A 15,992-nucleotide genomic window follows, 5' to 3' on the forward strand; every position below is an offset into this window, starting at 1 on the left:
GTGGCTTAAGGGGGACGAGGCCACGCCTGGACGGGCGCGGAGCTTGAAGCCTGTTGTAGCTGAGCGGAAATACGCCACTATGAGTGAGGGCGCATAGTTAAGGTTTGCATCTGTTGATGTTGCGGTGAAAGTTCCAACAACCTTCAGCGTAACCTGGCGGGGATCATATGATCCCCGCCAGGCCTCGTCAATCAAATCCACCCACGGTGAATCGGATAACTACCCACTAGCTACCCGAGTTCGCCTGACCGGAATTGTTCGGATTAGCCGGAGGAGTCTGCGGACCCTTCGACACCGTAAGGTTCACGGTCGAACCCTGGGCGACAACAGAACCCTCAGTCGGATTCACCGCCAGAACACCGCCAGCTTCCAGATTGTTCGAGTACTGCTCCGTCACCGATGTGCGCAAGCCAAGCTCCTGCAAAGTCTGAACAACATGCGCCTGGTCGTAACCAACCAAACCTGAAGGAATCGTGATCTTGCCAGAAGACACAGTCAACGTGACCGCCGTGTCCTTATTAACCGACGTGCCAGCAGCCGGGTTAGTGGAAATCACTAGACCTTCCTTCTGGCTCGGGTCATCCGACACCTGAACGGAACCAACCGTCAAGCCCTTCGCAGCCAGAGCCTCGCGCGCCTGATCCTGCGTCATACCCGTAACATCCGGAACCTCAACGCTCTTCGGGCCCGACGACAGACTGACCTTCACGGTCGATCCCTTCTTGACCTTCGAACCAACCGACGGGTTCACCTGAGCAACCTTGCCTTCTTCCACATCCGCAGAAGCAACAGGGTCAGCGGTCTGTTCATACACAAGCCCCAGAGCCTCAATTGCCTGCTTCGCGGCATCCGGGCTCATACCCACTAGATTGTCAGGAATAACAACGGATTCAGCGCCACTCGACAACTTGGCTGTCACGGTCGAACCAACCTCAACCTGATCGCCCGACGGCGGATCAGTCTCGGCGACCTTGCCTTCTTCAATCTCGTCAGAGGCAACCGTCTCATTCGAAATCGCGAACACCAAGCCAACAGACTCAACTGCGGACTTCGCCTCCGCCTGCGTCATTCCGATCAGATTGTCGGGGACAGCGACCATCTCTTTATCCGAAGAAGCATGCGACAGTGCGTACCAAATACCGCCCATCAGTAGCAGAGCCACAATGACAAGCGCGACAATAATGCCCTTCTTCGACTTCTTTTTCGGTTCTTCCTCAAACTCCTGCGTCGCAACGGGCGCAAAGGTCGTTGTCGCATTTGACGGGGAAGCAACTGCCGGAGGCAACGTTTGAGTCGGCTGCGAATTAGCTACGTTTGCCGCAGCCATCGGAACCGTGTCCGCCCACACCGCAACGGCTGGAGCATTCACGTGGCCACCGTGCGACGCTCGCATCAAATCAGCCAGCATAGAGGCAGCTGACGTGTAGCGGTCTGTGCGATCCTTTGCCAGAGCCTTCATGACGACGCGATCAAGTGCCTCGGGAACATCCGGGGTGATCGACGACGGTGTGGGAGGCAACTGCTGAACATGCTGGTAGGCAACGGCAACAGCCGAATCGCCGGTAAACGGCGGACGACCGGTCAGCAACTCAAACAGGACAACGCCGGTGGAGTACAAGTCGGAACGCGCGTCCACCTGCTCACCGCGAGCCTGCTCGGGCGACAGGTACTGGGCAGTGCCAACGACAGCGTTCGTCTGCGTCATCGTCGCCTGCGAATCGGTGATCGCACGCGCGATACCGAAGTCCATGACCTTCACCTTGCCGTCATTCGTCAACATGATGTTGCCCGGCTTGATATCCCGGTGCACCAAATGCTGCGAATGGGAGTATTCAAGCGCGCCCAACACGCCGGATACGATGGCAACGGCCTCGTTGATCGGCACCGGAGTACCGTCAGCGAGCAGTTCCTTGACCGTGTGCCCCTCAACGTACTCCATCACGATGTACGGCACGGAGATAGCACGACCGTCAGGGCCGGTCAGCATTTCCTCGCCCGTGTCGTACACGGCCACAATATTCGCGTGGTTCAAAGAAGCAGCCGACTGCGCTTCACGCCTGAAACGCGCCTGGAACACGGAGTCTCGTGCTAGGTCAGAGCGCAGCATCTTGATTGCGACAACGCGTGATAGGCGCGTATCGAAGCCCAGGTGGACTTCCGCCATACCGCCACGCCCGATCAGTGAGCGAACCTCGTACCTGCCGGCTAGACGGCGGCCCATGGAGTCTGCCATGTCTGAACCTCCTTCGTGGTGGGGAGCCCGTCACTGAGAAGCGACGTGAGTGACCCGAACATGTGCTGAAGAATGAAATATGCGCCCGCGAGAATCGCGATGATTATCAGGGCAATGATGATTGCTTGGATGATGCGTCGACCCTTTGAAACAGGTGGCGCAACCACCGACCTGTTGTACTGAGTCGGAGTCGGGGGCACGGTGCTCACCGGTGGCGCATTCCGCTTCGACACGGAGTACCAGACCTGCCTGCTCGCCTGGCTCGACGGCTTCGGTCTGACCCGCTTGGGTGGTGGCGACGACAGTTTCTGCTGGCGCGTCTTCGTCTGGGGGGACGAGGTCACGGCCTGCGTTCCTGAGCGCTTGGCTGAATCGATGGCCGAACGTTTGTCGGTGAGAGCCGGTGGTGGTGGAAGTGTCGGCGACACCGAAGCGTGAGCCGTGTCAGCCTCTTCGCGGACGCGAGCACGTTCCTTCAGTCGTTCACTGAGCTGACGACGACGCACCGCGGTTGGATCTAAGTCCACATCCCCCTTGTTCGATGGCATGGCATCTCCTGAGAGCGACTGTGAGTGTTCTGTCTGGGAGTTTACGTTTTGAGGATCCTGCGAATCTGACTGTTGCGTAAGGTTCTGCGGATCCGTTGGAGTATCAAGGCCCGCTGGGCGTTCCAGCAGTTCCTCGGGAAGACTGCGACGCTTCGTGTGATGAACCGGCGCTGCCACGGGAGACGGGTGAACCTGCGTCGGCTCCATCTTCGCCTCTGGGAATGGGTCGGGAAGCGGATGAGTTGCTACAGAAATACCCATCTGCTTTGCCGCCTTCGACAGCTCGCGGACCAGCGCCACACCAGAGTCGGGGCGCTTCTCCGGCTTCTTTTCCAGGAGGTGACAAATGATGTCAGCAAGCGGACGCGGCACGTCAGAAGGCAGGGGAGGAACAGGATCATTCACGTGCGAGAACGCAATATCAACTTGCGTCTTGCCAGTAAAGGGTCGCTGTCCGGCAGCAGCCTCGTACGCAATTACACCCAAGGCGTACAAATCACCCAACGATGTCGCGATTTCCCCCATTGCCTGCTCGGGCGGAAGGTACTGAGCCGTGCCCATCACCATTCCCGCGGCGGTCAGAGCCGCCTGATTATTCGAGCGCGAAATACCAAAATCGGTCAGCTTCACGATGCCGTCGGGGCGCACCAGAATATTCGCGGGCTTAATATCACGGTGGACAACCCCGGCTTCCGACGCTGCGCCGAGCGCCATCGCGACCTGCATCAGCACGGGGACGAGGTCCTGCGTGGCAATGCGATGACCGTCTTTCAAGTAGTGATTGAGGGGCTTGCCTTCAACCAGCTCCATGACGATCCAGCCGCGACCATCCTGCTCGCCAGAATCCTGCACGTTCGCAATATTCGGGTGCTGGATACGCATCGCATTATTCGCTTCGATACGCAGACGCGACAGGGACAACTCTTCGCCAGAGAACTCCGGGCGCAATACCTTTGCGGCCACCATGCGACCGGTCACCTGATCGCGGGCCTTCCAGACCTCGCCCATGCCACCTTGAGCAATCGGCGTGAGTAGCGTGTAACGACCGCCCAGCTTCTTGCCCGCTGAATACTTTGTGGAAGAACTCATTGGATACCTGCCTCTAGAAGCGCGCGAGCAATTGGGCCGGCAACGGTTCCACCGTGAGGAGCTGGATCCGTATCGTCACCCTCGACAAGGACAGCGAAGGCAATCTGCGGATCATCAGCGGGAGCAAAACCCACCGCCCACGCGTTCGCGTGTCCGTTAGTGCCCGTTTCCGCCGTGCCGGTCTTCGCCGCCACGGAAATGCCGTCGATCGCCATGGATGTGCCCGTGCCATACGGCTGATTGACAACACCCTTCATCATCTCGGTCAGTTGCGTCGCAATATCGGCACTAATCGGGGTGCGCAACACAGTCGGGTTGGTCTCGGACTGGACAGCCAAATCAGCATCCACAACCTGCGACACCAAGTAGGGCGTCATCATCTGACCACCGTTAGCGATCGTCTGAGCAATCTCAGCCATTTCAAGTGGCGTCACCTGAACTGAATACTGGCCGATAGCGCTCATCGCCAGCTGGGCCGCGTCCGTCGTTTCAGGGAAAACCGAAGGAGTCACAGCAAGCGGAATCGACTGGGATGCGCCGAAACCGAAACGCGACGCCACATCGGCAAGCTGATCGTGAGAAAGAGACTGCGCGGCAAGAATGAACGACGTGTTGCACGATCGTGCAAACGCTTCAGCCAACGTCGGATTCCCATCGCCACACGTCGAAGACTCAATGTTCGACACCGTCGTCTGAGTTCCGGGAAGCACTGTTGAAACGGGGGATTCCACATTCGTGGATGGTGAAGCGACACCATTTTCGATCAGAGCGATTGACGTCAAAATCTTGAACGTCGAACCGGGTTCATAGCGATTACCCGCGATCGCACGGTTTGATAGGGGCTCGTTCGGATCTTCCGTCAGAGCCTTATACGCGTCACTCACCGCCTCGGAATCGAAGGCGGCCAGAGAATTCGGGTCATAGCTGGGAGATGAATACATCGCCAAAATCGCGCCGGTCTTTGCATTCAACGCCACGACGGCGCCCTTGCGGTTACCCAACTGATCAGCGGCAATCTGCTGAAGGGTCGGATCCAACGTCAGCACCAAGCCGCCGCCCTGGCGAGAAGCGCCCGTAAACAGGTTGTGAAGACGCTGACCAAGAAGAGCCTGAGACTGTCCGTCCAATGTTGATTCAGCGGCCGACTCAAGCCCGGTTGCCTGCGAAAATGCGGACGAGAAATACCCGGTCACCGAAGCATAAAGCGGACCCTGAGAATAGGAACGCTGGAAACGATGAGAGCCCTCAATCTTCGTTGACGACGCAATCGCCGAACCCGCAACAATGATCGGACCGCGATCCGTTTCCGCCGCGTGCAAAATAGTGCGTTCATTACGCCCATCGGCGTTTAAAGACGGAGCCTGAAGGAACTGATTGTTCGTTGCAGCCAAACCAAGCAGAGCAAACATTGCGAAGATGACGATGGACAAGCGACGAATCTGATGGTTCATGCGTTCACCTCACGTGCAACTGACGGTTGGATACCTGAGTTCCACGGAGCAGGTGTAGCGGCGGGACGACGAGCCGCATCGGACACGCGAATCAACAGCGCGACAGTCAACCACGACGACACCATTGACGAGCCACCGGCTGCCAAGAACGGCGCCGTCAGACCCGTTAGCGGGATCAGGCGAGTAATACCGCCCAACACAACGAACAGCTGAATTGCCAGCGAGAAACTCAAACCCGTTGCCAGCAGCTTCCCGAAACCGTCACGAACGGAAATGGCGGCACGTAAACCGCGTTCAATCAGCACCAGATACAGCACCAGAATTGCGGCCAAACCGGTCAAACCCAATTCTTCGGCAAGCGACGAAAGAATGAAGTCAGAATTGGCAAGAGGAACCAACTGTGGGTAGCCACGACCCCAACCTGTCCCCATCAAACCGCCCGATGCCTGACCGAACAGCGACTGCACCAGCTGGAACGACCCGCCCGTCTGCTCATAAACCTCGGGATCCAACGCGTTCAACCACACCGAGAAACGATTCGCGACGTGCGGGAATGCCTTGACTGTCAGCGCAACAGCGGGCACGAACATGACGAAACCAATGATCAGCCACGACACTCGATTCGTTGCCACGTACAGCATTGCCACGAACAGGCTGAAGAACAGGAGCGAGGTACCAAGATCGCGCTGCAAAACAAGAATCGCAATACCGATCAACCAGACAAGCAGAATCGGACCCAAGTCGCGGGCGCGAGGCAATCGCATTCCAAGGAACTGACGTCCACCAATCGCAAGATTGTCACGATTCGTCACCAAGTAGCCGGCAAAGAACAGTGCCAGCGTGATCTTCACCAGCTCGCCGGGCTGGAACGACATCGAACCGATGCGGATCCAGACTCGTGCCCCGAACGTTTCGACACCGAGCCCTGGAATCATCGGGAGCAGTAGAAGGATCAAGGACAGGACACCGAACGTGTACGTGTAACGACGCAACGAACGATGGTCCTTCAACACGATCAGAATCAACGCAGCGACAGCAATTGCGATGCCCACAAACATTAGCTGACGCATTTCGACGGTCGCCTGACCAAGCGCATCGTAGGACATATCCAAGCGATAAATCATCGCCAAACCCAGGCCGGTGAGCGCTACTGCAATCGGCAGAATCACGGGGTCAGCGAAGGGGGCCAGGAAATGCATCCCCACCTCGGCGACAATCGCAATCGCCAGCAAAATACCGGCGTGCATTGCAAGATTGCCGGGCAACTCACCCGTGCGATTAATGCTGGTCAGAACATATCCGCCAATACCGACTGTCAAAGCAACCAGCAAAAGAATAATTTCAAGACCGCGACGAGGCTTCGCGGGAGCAACGGTCACAAGAGCCATCAGTGACCACCCGCCGAACTGTTATTCGTCGAACTTGATTGAGCCCCCGACTGTCTTGAGGACGCGGATTGAGCGCTATCGTCAGACTGAGAGTTATCAGCGTTCAGTGCAGACTTAAAGCTCTTCTTGTTCAGACGCAACTGATCAATGTACTGATCGATCTTCTTGCGCGACGAACGCAGAACAGGATCCTTCAGGCGTTGACGGTCCGCATCGGTCAACTCAGCCAACGAAAGATCCGTGACTTCGACGGCGTGCGAGAACTTCCACGGTCCCAACGACTGCGGAATGCCCTGGTAGATAACGACGTAGCCATCCTGGCCGATCACGTAATACTGGCTCTGCGTCCACGACCAACCAAGCCATCCGCCAACACCGAGCAGAACAGCGACAACAAGACCCAAAAGCGGGGCGAACCAAGCGCGATGCTTCGTCTGATCCTCGCCGTCATCTTCGTCAATCGCCAAACGGCGTTGCTTCCGCAAAGCCGCCGCGCGCCCAGCCGCACCCTCGCCACCGCGAGAAGCAGCATGACGATCAATCGCCGCCGCGCCCACAATCTGGGGAGGCCCAACCGGATACGAGCCGGGCTCGACAATGTCAGCAACAACGCACGTGATGTTGTCAGGACCGCCCGCGCGAAGCGCAAGGCGAATCAACTCTTCAGCGCACTCACCGGGATCATCAATTTCGGCAAGAACAGCACCCAACGTCTCGGGAGACACAACACCCGACAGGCCATCGGAGCAAAGCAACCAACGATCGCCGACAACCGCTTCGCGGATCGTCTCATCCGGAGTCACATCCGCCTGAGAATCGCCCAAAACACGCAAAACAACATTCTTATTCGGATGATGTTCTGCCTCTTCAGGCGTGATTTGACCGGACTCCACCAGATACTGAACGAACGAATGGTCCGTTGTTACCTGCGTGAGAGCCTCTCCACGCAAAACATAGGCGCGCGAATCGCCGATATGAACCATCGCCAACTTATTGCCCGAACGCATCACAGCAATACATGTCGTCCCCAGACCCTCAAGATCCTTGTCTCGACGAGAACGATCCGACAGTTCATCGTGCGCATCCATCAACGCTTCGCGAAGCAACGGCAGCATCTTGTCCGCAGGATACGAATCCGAATCCAGAGGAACAAGGTGCGCAATCGCAACGCTTGACGCAATATCGCCACCGGCAGGACCACCCATGCCATCGGCTAAAACAAGCAGGTTCGGACCCGCATAACCAGAATCCTGGTTATTGCTTCGAACCAACCCAACGTCAGAACGGGCCGCGCAACGGAATTCAATCGGGGCAGCTGCCATCAGCTCACCAATTCAAACGTGGTCTGCCCAATACGCACAACATCGCCCGAATGAAGCAGACGAGGCTCGCTAAGACGCTCATCATCAACGAAGGTGCCATTACGGCTACTCAAATCCTCGATCCACCAGCCTTGCTCAGAAGGCTGAAGGCGAGCATGACGCCCCGACGCGTACTCATCCTCAAGCACAAGCGTCGACGCGGGCGAACGCCCAATCACAATCGGTGTCGTTCCCAACGGAAGAACAGTTCCCACAAGCGGGCCACCCGTCAGCAACACGTTCCGTGGCACATCGGGCTCTAAGTTCCGAGCCTGGTGGCGGTTTCGTCGATTCTCTTTACGACGCTGATCAGCGGCCTTTCTGCCCTTACCACGCGGGGTAACAACCGTGCCAAACACGTCGCGACGCAACGTATTCACGGCACCCAACACGAGCAACCACAGCAGGACCAGGTACCCGATCCTAAAAACCGTAAACGCGAGATCCGAGGTCATTCATCACCCCCCGTTTCCGGGTGAGTCCAAAAGTCGATGACAGTACGACCAATCGTCAGCTGGTTACCATCCAGCAGGGTCGCAGCATCAATCTTGTGGCCCTCAACAAACGTGCCATTCGTGGAACCAAGATCAGTAGCAATCACACCGGTCGGCGTGATCCGCAGTTCAAGGTGACGGCGCGAAACGCCGGTGTCGGCGACGATAATATCGGCTTCGGTACCGCGACCAATCACCGTCACGGGCTCCGTCAGTAGCCAACGCTCGCCATTCACCTCAATGATCGGGTGCTCAGGCGAAGGAGACGAGGCAGTCGCTGGCGCGACACTCCCACGCTTATTCGAAGCCTCGACGCGCAACTTGCCCGCCTGCTCCTTGTCATCCTCGCGGAACTCAACGCTTACCGGGCCAAGCAGGGCGTACCCGTTGTCTGCAGCATGCTCGGTCGCCTGCGCTGCGAATTCGTCCGCAAGAACATTCAAGTCAGCTTCCAACGAATCCAAATCAGCCGGCGTAGCAAACACCGTGAAATGATTCGCCGCGATCGTGCGCTCCGTTGACAGCTCCTGCGCCGAATCGTCCATCGCGCGACGAATTGCCGAGTTCACATCAACCGCTTTAATGCCGGAACGAAAAACCTTCGAAAAGGCATCGTTGACACCACGCTCAACTGCGTTCTCAAAGCGATCAAAGATGCTCATGCTCGGTACTCCTAGGGACAGGCGGTATTGGACGCTTTTCTGGCGGTTGATCGCCGAAATATCGACTCTCTTCCAACGGAAAAACGCTTCGCGTGAGCGTAAATGCACACACGTAACAAAGACAGTTTAACCGTCAACGCGAAAGCGAGGGTTTTTTGCGGACGCTTCTCCGCGATTTCTAGGATAAATCCAGGGGTGAAACGAAAGGGCCCCGACAACCGTGCTGGTTGCCAGGGCCCTTGTCAGTTGTCTTGAAGGAGGGGCCTTAGAAGTCCCAGTCCTCGTCCTCGGTGTCGACGATCTCGCCGATGACGTAGGAGGAACCTGAGCCCGAGAAGAAGTCGTGGTTCTCGTCAGCGTTCGGCGACAGAGCCGCCAGAATTGCCGGGTTCACGTTCGTCTCGTCGGCCGGGAACAGGGCCTCGTAGCCGAGGTTCATCAGCGCCTTGTTCGCGTTGTAGCGCAGGAACTTCTTCACGTCCTCGGTGAGGCCGAGCGGATCGTAGAGGTCCTCCGTGTACTGCTCCTCGTTCTCGTAGAGCTCGTAGAGGAGGGAGTAGGTGTAATCCTTGAGCTCGTCGCGGCGCTCGGGAGAGGACTCGGCGACGGCGAGCTGGTACTTGTAGCCGATGTAGTAGCCGTGAACGGCCTCGTCGCGGATGATCAGGCGGATGAGGTCAGCGGTGTTCGTCAGCTTCGCGTGCGCCGACCAGTACATCGGCGCGTAGAAGCCGGAGTAGAAGAGGAAGGACTCGAGCATCGTCGAGGCGACCTTGCGCTTGGCCGGATCGTCGCCCTCGTAGTAGGACTTCACGATCTCGGCCTTCTTCTGGAGGGCCTCGTTCTCTTCCGACCAGCGGAAGGACTCGTTGATCTCCTCGGTGGACAGGAGGGTCGAGAAGATCGACGAGTAGGACTTCGCGTGCACGGACTCCATGAACGCGATGTTCGTGTAGACGGCCTCCTCGTGCGGGGTGCGCGCGTCGGGGATAAGGGAGATTGCGCCGACGGTGCCCTGCAGGGTGTCCAGCAGAGTCAGGCCGGTAAACACGCGGTTCGTCATCAGCTGCTCGTCCGGGTGCAGGGTTTTCCAGGACTGAATGTCGTTCGACAACGGCACTTTTTCAGGCAACCAGAAGTTGCCGGTGAGGCGATCCCAGACCTCGAGGTCCTTCTCGTCCTCAATGCGGTTCCAGTTGATCGCTTCAAAAACAGGCTGAGTGCTCACTGGTCTTCTTTCAATCCGGGGTGTGCTTCGTATCCAAGCGCGGGCGTTTTGGGGGTATGGACATAGCCTACCCGCGATGTGGGTGGGTAGGTGAGGTGGGCGGGCGGCCGATCTTGTGAGATCGGCCAGTTGCGCACACATCGAGTGTGCACCAATCGACGAGGCCGCCTGCCGATCTTGGCTCTGCTCTTATCGCAGGCGGAGCCAGGGAGTCGGTGCTCAGTCGCGTACCAACTCGAAAAGGTGGTCGATAACGTTCGTTCCGGACGCGCGCAGGCCGTCGTGCTGGTACTCGTTCGTGATCCACGTGCGTGCGCCACGGATTGTCGTCGCGGTATCGAGGGACAGTTCACGAGGCACAAACATGTCGTCGTAGTAGACGGCTGCTGCGACCGGGACGGTGTTGTGAGTCAGAACCTCGGGAATGTAGACGGCCGGCCAATCCGTGCGTGTCGCCAGAATGTCGCAGGCTTTGGCGAACGGGCGGAGGAACGGATCCTCGTCGAAGAAACGGCGCATCATGTGCTCGCCGGTCAGGTAGTAGGGCTCAGATTCGTCGAGTGGATCGGCATCCTTAGCGAAACCGGGGATTTCTTCGGCTAGACGGTCGGCGGACCAGTTCGTTGTCGTGCCCGCCAGGTCGGGGGTCGCACCCGCATAAATTGTTTCGTGCAGGACCGCGTACATGGGTGTACCTGCAATTTCCGCCGCGATGCCTTCGAGGAACTGGTGTGACAGGCGACGCTGCCCACGCACCGTCGTCCACGGGCCTTCGAGCAGGTAGTGCAACATGTCTGTGCGCGTTGTTGTTCCCAGGCCCATGCCGATCATGCGGAATCGTGCGGGGCTGAGGCGTTCTCCTGTTGGCAGTAGTTCTTCGGTGTCGCGCAGGTGAGCGGCGATTTCACGGATCGTGCGCTCGTCGGATGCGTAGCGCGAGAAGTAGGTCTGGTTACGCTTCGCCGTGGTGGCGTATGTCCGGCGATAGATTTCGTCAACGTGTGTAAGGCCCGGCAAACCACCCGTAAGTAGTGACTTTTCGAGGCCCTCTGGGGCGAGCGACAGATAAGCGGTCGTGATGAATCCGCCGAAGCTCTGGCCCAGAGTCGACCACTGTGCGTCGCCAGCCAGCTCACGGCGAACATACTCGGCATCCCAGACAATTTGATCCTGGCGGAAAAGCATCAGGTAATCAGCCAACGCCTGGTCGTTGATGGACCCATCCGGGTTATCGAAGCGACCGGACTCCACCAAACTGCGCGCATCAAGGCGTCCCGACTGGCCAGTGCCTCGTTGATCTAACAGAACCAAGCGGTGGTCGTCGAGCAGACGCCCAAGCCAGCCATCGCGGAAGTCACCCGAACGAGGCGCGCCAAAACCGGGACCCCCCTGCAAATACACCAAGTAGGGGAGGTTTTCGCCACCGGGGCGGATCACCTCGCGCGCGAAAACCTCGATCGTTTCCAGTGTCTGCGGAGTCGATGCGGGTGAGTTCAGCGTCTTCCGGTGATCCAACGGGACGACGAAACGGTGTTCATTGACGGTGCAAGAGTGCTGAATATACGAGTTCACGAGCATGAACCCACTGTATCGCGGGCGGCGATCCAATTCGCATACCCGCAACGATGTCAGTGAACCGAGAGCAAGCTGGCTCTTTGCGGGAGTGTGGTTGCAGGCTGGACATCACTCAGCAATTCTTGCGCGTGGGTCGCTACTGCTCGTTCGAGGGTCGCACCGTGGACGTCAGTGTGGCCTGCCTCTTAACCTTTCAAGGTTGTCTGATGATGAACCAGGCTCAGCCCACGCGAATTCTCACTTGGCTCCCAGACCGACAGCTCAACGCTGGCGCCGTTCTTCCATCGCATCTCGTAGCGAACAAGCCAAGCGCTTCCTGCGGGAGTCACCGTCATGCGACTGATCTTCGCGTCGAGGGGAACAGGGCCCTCCAACGTCGTGGTCACGTTCCCGTTCGGCCAAACGCGCGTGCAGTCCGAGGCTGCAATCTGCTTTAAAACCGATGATTCTCCTGTAAGCCAGGCGGTGAGGAACACCTTTTCATTCTCAATCAGACGCGACCTGTTGTCCGATCCGGAACCGTCACGCATCTCCATGAAAGAAGAGTCAGAAGAAGAAACCGCCGGCTCCGCGACTGCGCTCGCGGAATCATCGCCGAAATCACCGGTTTCGTTGGACTGCGAAGCAGGAGTTTCTCCCCCGCTACCAGCAAATCCGGGGCCAGGCTTGGGGATGCGACCCGCCTGATATTCCTCGGCGCATCCGCGCGCGAAGTCATCGGCGAGCTCGTTCATGGTGTGCCCAGCGTGGCCTTTCACCCATTCGAAGGTTACGTTCCGCCCAGCGATGACACGGTCAATTTCTTGAATCAGTTCAAGGTTCTTGATCGGCTTCTTATCGGCTTTCACCCAACCGCGCTTCTTCCACCCGTGCATCCACTGAGAGATCACGTTGATCGCGTACTGCGAATCGGCCAAGATATGGAGCTCACAGTCAGCAAACCCAGCAGCTTCCGTGGCCTTCAATAGCTCAAGAACAGCGGTGAGTTCACCCAGATTGTTCGTCCCCGATTCCCAGCCACCGGCATCCCAGCAAGTGGCGTCAACGACCCACGCCCAGCCGGCGGGCCCAGGATTCCCAAGTGAAGAACCGTCAACGGCAGCAACGATACGGTTACCTGCAGGCGTCATCGCTGATCACCAGCCTTGTCCATTGCTTCGGATGCTTCAGACGTACCTAGTTCCGATGCTGCGGGCTCGCGAACTCCGACCTGCCCGAGCGCGAAAGCGAACTCTTCGGCGCGAGCCTTCCAGCGCCCTTCACGGCCAGACGGCCCAGCATGACCTGCAACCATCTGAGTACGCAGAACAATCGGACGCGAGGCGGCAAGGTCAGCATCTGCGTTCTGCCCTGACGCTTCTCGTAGGCGTTGGACCCACTTGGTCGGCTCAACAAATTCAACGCGTGTGTCATTCACTGACGTTGTTGCCATAACTGCTGGCAGAGTGACGTTTTCTGGCACGTTCTCGTACGGCGTGTAGCCCTTCATAATCCGGAAGATCTCCGGGCTTTCAATGGGGTTACCCCACTCTTCCCATTCACCGACCGTCAAAGGAAGACTCGGATCCAAGATTGTCGTCAGAGCGTCGACGAAAGGAACACCAGCGATCACCGTTCGGTACAGGTCGGGAGCCATATTCAACACGGCACCCATCAACAGACCACCGGCACTTCGTCCCTCAGCAATGAGGCGTCCGGGAGCAACCCACCCTGATTCGACCATCCAACGCCCAACGTCAATGAAGTCGGTGAAAGTATTCACCTTCACGGCTTCCTTCCCATCGTCGTACCACGCGCGCCCCAGTTCGCCACCACCGCGGATATGCGCGATCGCAAACACCACACCGCGCTCAAAGATTGGCAGGCGGAGCGTCTCAAACTCGGGGTCATAGGAGACCTCGTACGACCCATATCCCAATTCCCACCCGGGATGTGTGCCGTCAGGTCGCACATCAACCCCGTGAATCAACGTAACCGGGATCTGAGTCTTCCCATCGCGAGCCGTTACCCACACACGCTCTTCCACCATCGTGGACGGATCCCAGCCGGGAGCCTCCGCGACCTTCAGTAATGTCGTTCCACCGCTGAACGGATCAACTTGGATCGTTGTTTCCGGTTGAATCTGCGACTGAACGCGCACGCGGAAGAAATGGTCATCAAAGCGCGGCCCATCGACGGAATCGATCGTGCGCACCGGAGCCTCGGCGTCGACGAAGTGTCCGCAGCCCCAGAGTTCGCCCAGTTCGTCGCCCGAAAGGGGACGAGGCCGGGCATCTCCACTGACGTCAAGAGCCGTGTTTCGTACCCGGTACTCCACTTGTGTCAGAGCATTCGAACGCATAGAAAGCACGCAGAACGATGCCCTAGCTTCCACTTCGAGCAGGCGTTCGCCTGTGCCCGCTTCGCGCACAGTGACCCACGCAGATGGGGGAGCAAAAGGCGCGGTTTCGTCAATCTCAATCGCTGATCCAGTTGCGCGATCGCCAAGAGAGCTACGTGAATAGTCAGCATCAACGGGAGTTGCCAGCGAAATAAGATCCGACGGATAAGTGGCAACGGCAAGCGTGCCCTCTTGTGACAGAGCAGTGTGCACCAGAAGCAGGTGATCGCCAGCAGAATCCACCGTCACCATCACACGCTTTGTCAGACCAGTTACTGGAAGTGGGCGCGTTGACGGACGATCCGGCAACCACACCCATGCCTGACCAGCGGTCGACGACATTGAATGAATGAGAACATGGAACGGGTCCCCACCATCGGAAATCCCCACTTCAAAACGCTCGTCAGGATCAACCAGAAGCAAACGATCCTGATCACGACCGGTGCCAAGCTGGTGCCACCAAACTTCGCACGCGCGCCACGCATCATCCACACCGATGTAAATAAACGAAGCGGAATCCGCCGCCCAGGCCAGCCCATAACCAGCGTCAACCACGGCTTCATCAACGATTTCGCCAGTATCGGCAACCTGAACAACCCACGTGAAGCGCTCATCCCCAGCAGTGTCCCGCGCCCACGCGATTAAGCGACCATCGGGGCTTGGCTGAATATCGGCGACCTTAAAGAACTCCTGTCCCTTTGCCAGAGCATTCTCGTCCAGAATCAGCGTCTCGCCAGGAAGAACATCATCAACACTGGGCTGAGGCGGAAGAGCAGACGCATCAACAATGCCCTTGCGATCGGCCGGCACACGATGATGCGTCGCATACGAATCGCCCTTATGCCACTTGCGGAAATACCAATAATCACCGTCCAAAACGGGAACCGAGACATCATCCAGAGCCGTATGCCCCTTCACCTCGGCTGTAATCGCTGCAGCCAATGACTCAGTTGGCTTACACACTTGATCCGCCCAGTGATTCTCTGCATCCAGGTGCGCGACCACATCAGCATTCGACTCATCGCGCAACCAATCCCAGCCATCATCAAAATGATCGCCGTGAATATCGCGGATGCGGTAGCCAAATCGACGTTCGGCCACAGGTGGAAGGGTGAATGTGCTCATGCACAGACTTTAACCCGCACCATGCACAATTGTTTTACATGGCCCCGTACGGGTAAATGAGCCTGCGCCTCAGCATCGACACCTTCACCGTCAATCCGGCAACCGCACGCGTCGGCGCGTTTAATGCTTCCCGTGGTCAAATGCGCTGGTTCGGCAAAGAAGACATGATGACCTTGGCCGACCTGCCAGCCAATGAGCGTTTGAACTCCCTGTTCACCGTTCTTACGGCATCGGTGCGCGCTCGAAAGTAGGGGACTGGTTGGGCTTTCACTGGCTGGTTTTGAGAGACTGACCGGTTTGCGTGCACGGGCTGCACCTGACGCGACGGTTTAGTGTCTGAGGGCGTGGTTGTGTCGCGTGGGGTGTAGGTGGTGCGGTGAGGAGGCGGGTTTTGTGCCCCGAACTGCATCTGACGCGACACTTTTGCCCTGAAAACCCCAGATCCGTCGCGCTAGGTG

General features: G+C 57.9%; 12 protein-coding genes. 1 reads left to right on the forward strand and 11 read right to left on the reverse strand.

From position 1 onward, the window contains the following. Positions 1-226 precede the first annotated feature (226 nt). The 11 genes from pknB to QP381_RS02560 all read right to left on the reverse strand — a co-directional run bounded on the left by pknB (position 227) and on the right by QP381_RS02560 (position 15,534). A complete protein-coding gene (gene pknB, locus QP381_RS02510) occupies positions 227-2,233 on the reverse strand; it encodes a Stk1 family PASTA domain-containing Ser/Thr kinase (RefSeq protein WP_103632845.1) in 2,007 nt (668 codons plus the stop codon). Further along, complete coding sequence (locus QP381_RS02515; RefSeq protein WP_179370098.1) at positions 2,206-3,870, reverse strand: serine/threonine-protein kinase; 1,665 nt, start codon at positions 3,868-3,870, stop codon at positions 2,206-2,208. Before QP381_RS02515 ends, pknB begins: the two co-directional genes overlap by 28 nt. Continuing rightward, a complete protein-coding gene (locus QP381_RS02520; RefSeq protein ID WP_006680645.1) occupies positions 3,867-5,321 on the reverse strand; it encodes a peptidoglycan D,D-transpeptidase FtsI family protein in 1,455 nt (484 codons plus the stop codon). Before QP381_RS02520 ends, QP381_RS02515 begins: the two co-directional genes overlap by 4 nt. Then, on the reverse strand, positions 5,318-6,709 hold the full coding sequence (locus QP381_RS02525; protein WP_006680646.1) for an FtsW/RodA/SpoVE family cell cycle protein: 1,392 nt from the start codon (positions 6,707-6,709) through the stop codon (positions 5,318-5,320). Before QP381_RS02525 ends, QP381_RS02520 begins: the two co-directional genes overlap by 4 nt. Next, positions 6,709-8,031: a PP2C family protein-serine/threonine phosphatase gene (locus tag QP381_RS02530; RefSeq protein WP_285067714.1), complete on the reverse strand. Its 1,323-nt coding sequence runs from the start codon at positions 8,029-8,031 to the stop codon at positions 6,709-6,711. Before QP381_RS02530 ends, QP381_RS02525 begins: the two co-directional genes overlap by 1 nt. Beyond that, positions 8,031-8,525, reverse strand: coding sequence for an FHA domain-containing protein FhaB/FipA (locus QP381_RS02535; protein ID WP_006680648.1), 495 nt, complete (start codon positions 8,523-8,525; stop codon positions 8,031-8,033). The genes QP381_RS02530 and QP381_RS02535 overlap by 1 nt, the downstream gene beginning before the upstream one ends. Then, complete coding sequence (locus tag QP381_RS02540; RefSeq protein ID WP_006680649.1) at positions 8,522-9,226, reverse strand: FhaA domain-containing protein; 705 nt, start codon at positions 9,224-9,226, stop codon at positions 8,522-8,524. Before QP381_RS02540 ends, QP381_RS02535 begins: the two co-directional genes overlap by 4 nt. Positions 9,227-9,491: 265 nt before the next feature. Further along, positions 9,492-10,454, reverse strand: a complete 963-nt coding sequence (gene nrdF, locus QP381_RS02545) for a class 1b ribonucleoside-diphosphate reductase subunit beta (protein ID WP_006680650.1) — start codon at positions 10,452-10,454, stop codon at positions 9,492-9,494. A 219-nt stretch (positions 10,455-10,673) separates the two neighbouring features. Continuing rightward, positions 10,674-12,032 (reverse strand): alpha/beta fold hydrolase, encoded by a 1,359-nt coding sequence (locus QP381_RS02550; RefSeq protein ID WP_285067718.1) that lies wholly within the window; start codon positions 12,030-12,032, stop codon positions 10,674-10,676. Between the two features lie 182 nt (positions 12,033-12,214). After that, positions 12,215-13,159: a ribonuclease H family protein gene (locus QP381_RS02555; protein WP_103632836.1), complete on the reverse strand. Its 945-nt coding sequence runs from the start codon at positions 13,157-13,159 to the stop codon at positions 12,215-12,217. Next, the gene (locus tag QP381_RS02560; protein WP_006680653.1) at positions 13,156-15,534 is read right to left on the reverse strand and encodes a S9 family peptidase; all 2,379 of its coding nucleotides are present in this window, start codon (positions 15,532-15,534) and stop codon (positions 13,156-13,158) included. The genes QP381_RS02555 and QP381_RS02560 overlap by 4 nt, the downstream gene beginning before the upstream one ends. Before the next feature lie 56 nt (positions 15,535-15,590). Here QP381_RS02560 and QP381_RS02565 point away from each other — a divergent pair, with 56 nt between their 5' ends. Further along, entirely contained in the window at positions 15,591-15,785 is a 195-nt protein-coding gene (locus QP381_RS02565; RefSeq protein WP_006680654.1) for a hypothetical protein, read from the forward strand. Positions 15,786-15,992: the final 207 nt, after the last annotated feature.

Source organism: Pauljensenia sp. UMB6358 (genome assembly GCF_030216865.1).
Lineage (GTDB): Bacteria > Actinomycetota > Actinomycetes > Actinomycetales > Actinomycetaceae > Pauljensenia > Pauljensenia turicensis_A.

Bases quoted from the DNA above. Each gene is read 5' to 3' on its own strand.
- QP381_RS02530 (WP_285067714.1), bottom strand. From the start codon at position 8,031: ATGGCAGCTGCCCCGATTGAATTCCGTTGCGCGGCCCGTTCTGACGTT.
- QP381_RS02550 (WP_285067718.1), bottom strand. From the start codon at position 12,032: ATGCTCGTGAACTCGTATATTCAGCACTCTTGCACCGTCAATGAACAC.
- QP381_RS02540 (WP_006680649.1), bottom strand. From the start codon at position 9,226: ATGAGCATCTTTGATCGCTTTGAGAACGCAGTTGAGCGTGGTGTCAAC.
- QP381_RS02520 (WP_006680645.1), bottom strand. From the start codon at position 5,321: ATGAACCATCAGATTCGTCGCTTGTCCATCGTCATCTTCGCAATGTTT.
- QP381_RS02555 (WP_103632836.1), bottom strand. From the start codon at position 13,159: ATGACGCCTGCAGGTAACCGTATCGTTGCTGCCGTTGACGGTTCTTCA.
- QP381_RS02525 (WP_006680646.1), bottom strand. From the start codon at position 6,709: ATGGCTCTTGTGACCGTTGCTCCCGCGAAGCCTCGTCGCGGTCTTGAA.
- QP381_RS02565 (WP_006680654.1), top strand. From the start codon at position 15,591: ATGAGCCTGCGCCTCAGCATCGACACCTTCACCGTCAATCCGGCAACC.
- QP381_RS02560 (WP_006680653.1), bottom strand. From the start codon at position 15,534: ATGAGCACATTCACCCTTCCACCTGTGGCCGAACGTCGATTTGGCTAC.
- QP381_RS02535 (WP_006680648.1), bottom strand. From the start codon at position 8,525: ATGACCTCGGATCTCGCGTTTACGGTTTTTAGGATCGGGTACCTGGTC.
- pknB (WP_103632845.1), bottom strand. From the start codon at position 2,233: ATGGCAGACTCCATGGGCCGCCGTCTAGCCGGCAGGTACGAGGTTCGC.
- QP381_RS02515 (WP_179370098.1), bottom strand. From the start codon at position 3,870: ATGAGTTCTTCCACAAAGTATTCAGCGGGCAAGAAGCTGGGCGGTCGT.